Here is a 4,820-nt window from a genome sequence, read left to right as displayed (position 1 = left end):
TGGTGTTGGGGGTTTTTTGGGGGCGGTCTCGCGGGCGGGGGGGTTGGTCTGCTTAATACTCCCCTCTGTGTGTACGGGGGGGGGGGGTCCTGGTGCCGTACGGCACCAGGACCCCGGAGGAACTGCTACACCATCTGCCGGCCCTGGTACTGCGCCGGCCTTCTGTTTCCGCGGACCCGACCGAGATGCTGTCGGGGCTGCTGGGATCGCTGTTGCCTGACCGGAGACCACCTCACTGTCGATGTCCTGCGGTACCCGGGCTCGAGACGTCCGCCCGGGCGATCCTGATGGCGCTCGGCTCCTCCGTTCCTCCCTCTGAACCAATTACTTGGCAATCGGGTACTGCGTACTGCTCGCACTGCTGAACTGCTGATACTGCGAACCACTGGTGGCCTCGCGAAGCGCCACTCTCCGGCAGCCAGCCCCGTCGCCCGTCCTGCTTCTGCTCTGGCTTGGAACCCCACTGCCGAACCTCCCGATGCGCGCGCCCGCAGCCGACGCCTTCACCGAGGTACTGCTCACCGACTTCACTGCTGGGTACTGCCAAATCGGTACCACCAACGGCGGCCCCTGATCACTGCGGGCCACCCGGTCCGGTCGTCAGCCCCGTCGCCGTACCGCAAAAACCCTGGCTTCGGAACTCCACCACCGGACCGTCCTGCGCACTGCAACTACATACTGCTGCCCGGCAGTTCGTGTCTGCCGGGCCCTTCTGTCTCTCTGGGCTACGAGAGAAACCATAACCATGACGGCACCCAATGTCTACTCCGGCCACGATAGATTTTCGGGCACCGGACAGTGTGGAAACCCACCTCGAACGGCGATGGAGGACCCACCGCCGACGATGAGAGACCAGGTGACCTGATGGACGCGACGAGCGGCAACGGCGCAACGGCCCGCCTCTCTCCATCCGTCGCGGGCCTGCGGAAAGCCAGGAGCGGCGTCACAGGCGTGGTCCCGCTCCACAGGCCTCGGAGCAAAGGCGTCAGGCCGCGTCGATCAGGGACAAGTCCATCGGTACGAGCGTCGTCGACGCCAGCAGGGCCCGGATCAGGTGGTCGTTGAGGGCGTTGCCCACCGGCTCGCCGAGCTCCTCGCGGGTCAGCCAGGGCACGCCGTCGCGGGACAGCCGGGTGCGCACGCCGTTGACCAGGTGCTCGACGCGCTTGTCCGTCCAGCCCGCGTGCGGCTGCGTTTCGGCGAGTTCGGCGGCGGTCTGCCGCCAGGTCAGCGGCTGTGGCCGGGGTTCGTGCAGCAGGTAGCGCCGACCGAGGACGACGAGGGCGAGCTTCTCCTGTTCGGTGAGCACCCACACCCGGGGCGGGCGGGTGACGTCCTCGTGCCGGGGCGGCGGCCGGTCGCCCTCGGGGCCGGTGACGAAGACCTCCAGCAGGTGCTCGCGCCCGCGGGAACCGCCGACGAACAGCGGGGTGTATCCGGTGTCCAGCGGCAGTGGCTCCTCGTCCCGGAACAGCAGCCGGGCCCCCGCACAACGGATCGGCAGACGACCGGAGTTGCTCACCCACCAGCGGTCGGCCCGATGCGTGAGCGTGCCCTGGTGGCGGCTTACCTGCGGGTCGTCCTCCCCCAGGCAGACATGCACCTCGGGGCGGTTGCGGCCGAACAGGACCTCGCGGCCCTCCCCCGGCCCCAACGTCATACCCCCGGTCAGCGCGAGCGCGAAGACGGTGCCGGGCAGCGGTGCGGACGCGCCCCGGGCGAGGCTTCCGTGGGTGGCGGGCAACCGCCTGGCGCCGGTGCCGTCGGGCGGTTTCGGCTCGGTCACGTCACGCCTCCGGCAGTCGCTTCGCGATGTTCCGCACGACGACGGCCGCGAACTGCGCCGCGCTGTCGCACAGTTGCCGGTCCGGCTGCGGTGCGTACACGGTCAGCTGGAGCAGCTCGACGATGCGGTCGCCGGCGGCGTCCGTGTACGTGCGGTGCGGTGTCCGTACGGTGCAGCTGTTGTCCTCGGCCTCGTCCGCCACGTAGTAGCTCCGCGTCCCGGCGACCTTCACGGCCGTTCCGTCGTCGGCGTCCAGGGAGTCGTCCCGGCTGAACTGGATCTCGACCTCGCGTGTGCCGTCGTCGCTGGACCAGTCGCAACTCCAGGAGCCGAAGCCGCGGTCCCGGTTTCCCACGTCGACGCCGGGCAGCCGCGCGAGCTCGGTGGCGTCGAGCAGGGTGCAGGTGTCCAGCCGGGCCAGGGAGTCGGCGGCCGGTGACGACGAACGCCGGGGCACCGGGTCGTGGGCCAGCACGCCGACCACGCGGTCGGTGGCGGCGTCGGCCATCCGGCACGGGTCGGGCGCCCCTTCGCCCAGCTGCTTTCCGATGACGCGGACCTGCTTGCCGTCGGTGGTCAGGACGGCCCGCTCGCAGGCCCTTCCGTCCCGTTCGAGGGTTACGACGGTGAGGCCGGCGGTGAGGTGGGTGGACCGGACGTCGGCGAAGTCGTCCCGGTCCGAGTCGAGGTTGACCTGGATGTCCGCGGTGTCGTCACCGCTGTTGTTGCGCACCAGGACGTCGCAGCGGTCGATCTCCCCGTAGTCCGGGTCGAGTACGGTGCCGCCGAAGCGGCTCAGCGAGGCGGCGTCGAGCAGCCCGCAGGGGTCCGCCGTACGCTCGTCGCCGATGGCGCCGGCCCGCGCCGTGGCGGCCGGGGGTTTCGCGTCGGCGGCGCCGGTCGAGCCCGTACGGCCGCCTTGGTCTGCCTCGTTCTGCGAGGCCCACGGGCCGAAGACGGCCAGCCCGGCCGTGATCGCGCCCGCCGCGGCCACCGCGACCGCCGTGATGACCAACCGCCTTCGGCGCAGGGGGTGTTGCCGCCGCGGCATGGAGATCGTGGAGGGCGTGGCGTCCTGGGCGCGGCGTACGAGTCGCCGCAACCGCAGTGTGGGGGCCGTGAAGTCCCGCGTACGGCTGTCGCGCAACTGCTCCACCAGGTGCGGGGGCGGTGGGGCGGCGCGCGTCAGCAGCCTCTGCGCCCTGGCGGCGTCCGGCCGGCGCCGGGGCTCCACCTCCAGCAGAGCGGTGAGCGGCCCCTCCAGCGGGCCGAGCCGGTGCGCGGGCTCGATGTGTCCCTCGACGGCCCGGGCGAGGTAGGCCATGGGGTGTTCGAGCTCCCCGTACGGCGACCGGCCCTCGACCGCCATGAACAGGGAGGCGCCCAGGGAGAACACGTCGGACTTCTCGCCCGCGGGCAGTCCCTTGGCCAACTCCGGTGCCAGATAACGGGGTTTGCCGCGCACAGTGCCAGTCCCGGTGCGGGTGACGTCGCTCCACAGGGCCCGCGAGATCCCGAAGTCGGTCAGTCTCGCGACACCTTCGTCGGTGACGAGGATGTTCTCCGGCGTCACATCGCCGTGCACCACGCCCTCGTGGTGGGACTTCACCAGCGCGGCCGCGATCTGGCAGCCGATCGACCCGGCCTCCTCGGGAGGGAGCGGACCGCGCTCCGTCAGGATCTGCGCGAGGCTGCGCGAGGGGACGTACTCCATGATGATCCAGCAGGTGGCGCCCTCGTCGACGAAGTCGAAGACGCCCACGATGTTCGGGTGGTGCAGCCGTCCGGCGTTGCGCGCCTCGCCCATGAGCCGTCGCGCGGCCCGGTCGTCGTCCAGGCGGGCGCACTTGACCGCGACCCGCCGTTCGAGCCGCTCGTCCCAGGCCAGCCAGACGATGCCCATCCCGCCTGTGCCGATGGGCTCCCGCAAGAGGTAACGGCCGGCGATCTCGTCCCCGGCCTCCGGCGTCACCAGCACCGACCTGCCCCTCACCCCACCGCCAATGGTCCTGCCAGACGACGGAGTGTACTCAGCCCGCACCCGGGAGTGATCTCTTTCACCGGACTCCGCGCGGACCCGCCCAGAACCCCCACAGCACGGCCGGTTCGGTGAGAAGGCTTGCTACCCGACGTCCTTCACCGAGGTCGGTCCCAATTGCCTGGCACTGGCGTACTCCGGACCTCCAGACGGCGATGGAGTCGCGCAGTGTCATCGACCAGGCGATCGGCGTGATCATGGGCAGGCAGCGGTGCGGGGCCGACGAGGCGTGCAACCTGCTGCGCACCGCCTCGCAGCGCCGCAACGTCAAACTCCGGGAGGTGTACGCGGAGTTGATCAGGGACATCGGCGCAGGGCCGTCCTCGCCCGGGCGAGCCCTGCGGCCCCGGCCTTGACGGGTCCCTGACGGGTCCCTGACGGGTCCGCCGTCCGTCACCGCGTCACAGGCTGGACAGCACCTGGGGCGAGAGGATCTTGATCATGGTGTTGGTCCAGCGCATCTGCCGCAGTGTCCGCGGATGACACGCGGAGGACAGGTCCAGGAGGCCGTCGTCCCGGGTGGCCTGTGCGGCCTGGGCGAGCATCTCCCAGTACAGGGAGTTCTGCGCGGCGGCCAGATGGAGGTCCCGCAGGTCGCGCAGGAGGAGCAGTCCGGGCTCCGGCCGGTGACCGAGTGCCTCGGCCGCCTTCTCCCGCACCGCCGACAACAGGCCCGTCGAGTGGTCCTTGGGCGGATCGCCGAGGTGCAGGCCACGGTCCCGGCCGGTGTCGGCCAGGCGTTGGGCGTGTTCGCGGGACCAGTGGGCGAGGTCGGTGGCGACGTGGTGGATCTCGTGGTCGGTGCGGTGGCGTTCGGCCACCGTCGTCAGCTCCTGGGCCAGATGCCGCTCGCCGTGGTGGAGCGCGCGCAGGGTGAGGTCGATGCCGGTCATGCGGGGTCCTCCTCGTCACCGTCCCGCGAGGATGCGACCGACTGGGCGGCCAGGGCGGAGGGGCCGCCGGTCGTGGCGGGTACGGAGTCGGCGCGGGCGGGGG

4 protein-coding genes are annotated in these 4,820 nt (G+C 71.1%); 1 reads left to right on the top strand and 3 read right to left on the bottom strand.

All coding sequences use genetic code 11. The features are described 5' to 3' along the window. Positions 1-985: 985 nt before the first annotated feature. Together ACFVYN_RS13550 and ACFVYN_RS13545 are read right to left on the bottom strand one after the other, a co-directional pair. The gene (locus ACFVYN_RS13550) at positions 986-1,786 is read right to left on the bottom strand and encodes an FHA domain-containing protein (RefSeq protein WP_389997023.1); all 801 of its coding nucleotides are present in this window, start codon (positions 1,784-1,786) and stop codon (positions 986-988) included. Between the two features lies 1 nt (position 1,787). Further along, entirely contained in the window at positions 1,788-3,764 is a 1,977-nt protein-coding gene (locus ACFVYN_RS13545; protein WP_389997021.1) for a protein kinase, read from the bottom strand. A gap of 131 nt (positions 3,765-3,895) precedes the next feature. On the opposite strand from ACFVYN_RS13545, the gene ACFVYN_RS13540 reads away from it, so the two are divergent. Then, a complete protein-coding gene (locus ACFVYN_RS13540) occupies positions 3,896-4,180 on the top strand; it encodes an ANTAR domain-containing protein (protein ID WP_389997018.1) in 285 nt (94 codons plus the stop codon). Between the two features lie 45 nt (positions 4,181-4,225). Here ACFVYN_RS13540 and ACFVYN_RS13535 read toward each other — a convergent pair whose 3' ends face one another. Further along, complete coding sequence (locus ACFVYN_RS13535; protein WP_389997015.1) at positions 4,226-4,717, bottom strand: hypothetical protein; 492 nt, start codon at positions 4,715-4,717, stop codon at positions 4,226-4,228. Positions 4,718-4,820: the final 103 nt, after the last annotated feature.

It is taken from the genome of Streptomyces sp. NPDC058307, assembly GCF_042880295.1.
In the GTDB taxonomy this organism is placed as follows: Bacteria; Actinomycetota; Actinomycetes; order Streptomycetales; family Streptomycetaceae; genus Streptomyces.
The sequence above is the reverse complement of the archived record's forward strand: the minus strand, read 5'-3'. Positions and strand labels throughout refer to the sequence as shown.

Bases quoted from the DNA above. Each gene is read 5' to 3' on its own strand.
- ACFVYN_RS13535 (WP_389997015.1), bottom strand. From the start codon at position 4,717: ATGACCGGCATCGACCTCACCCTGCGCGCGCTCCACCACGGCGAGCGG.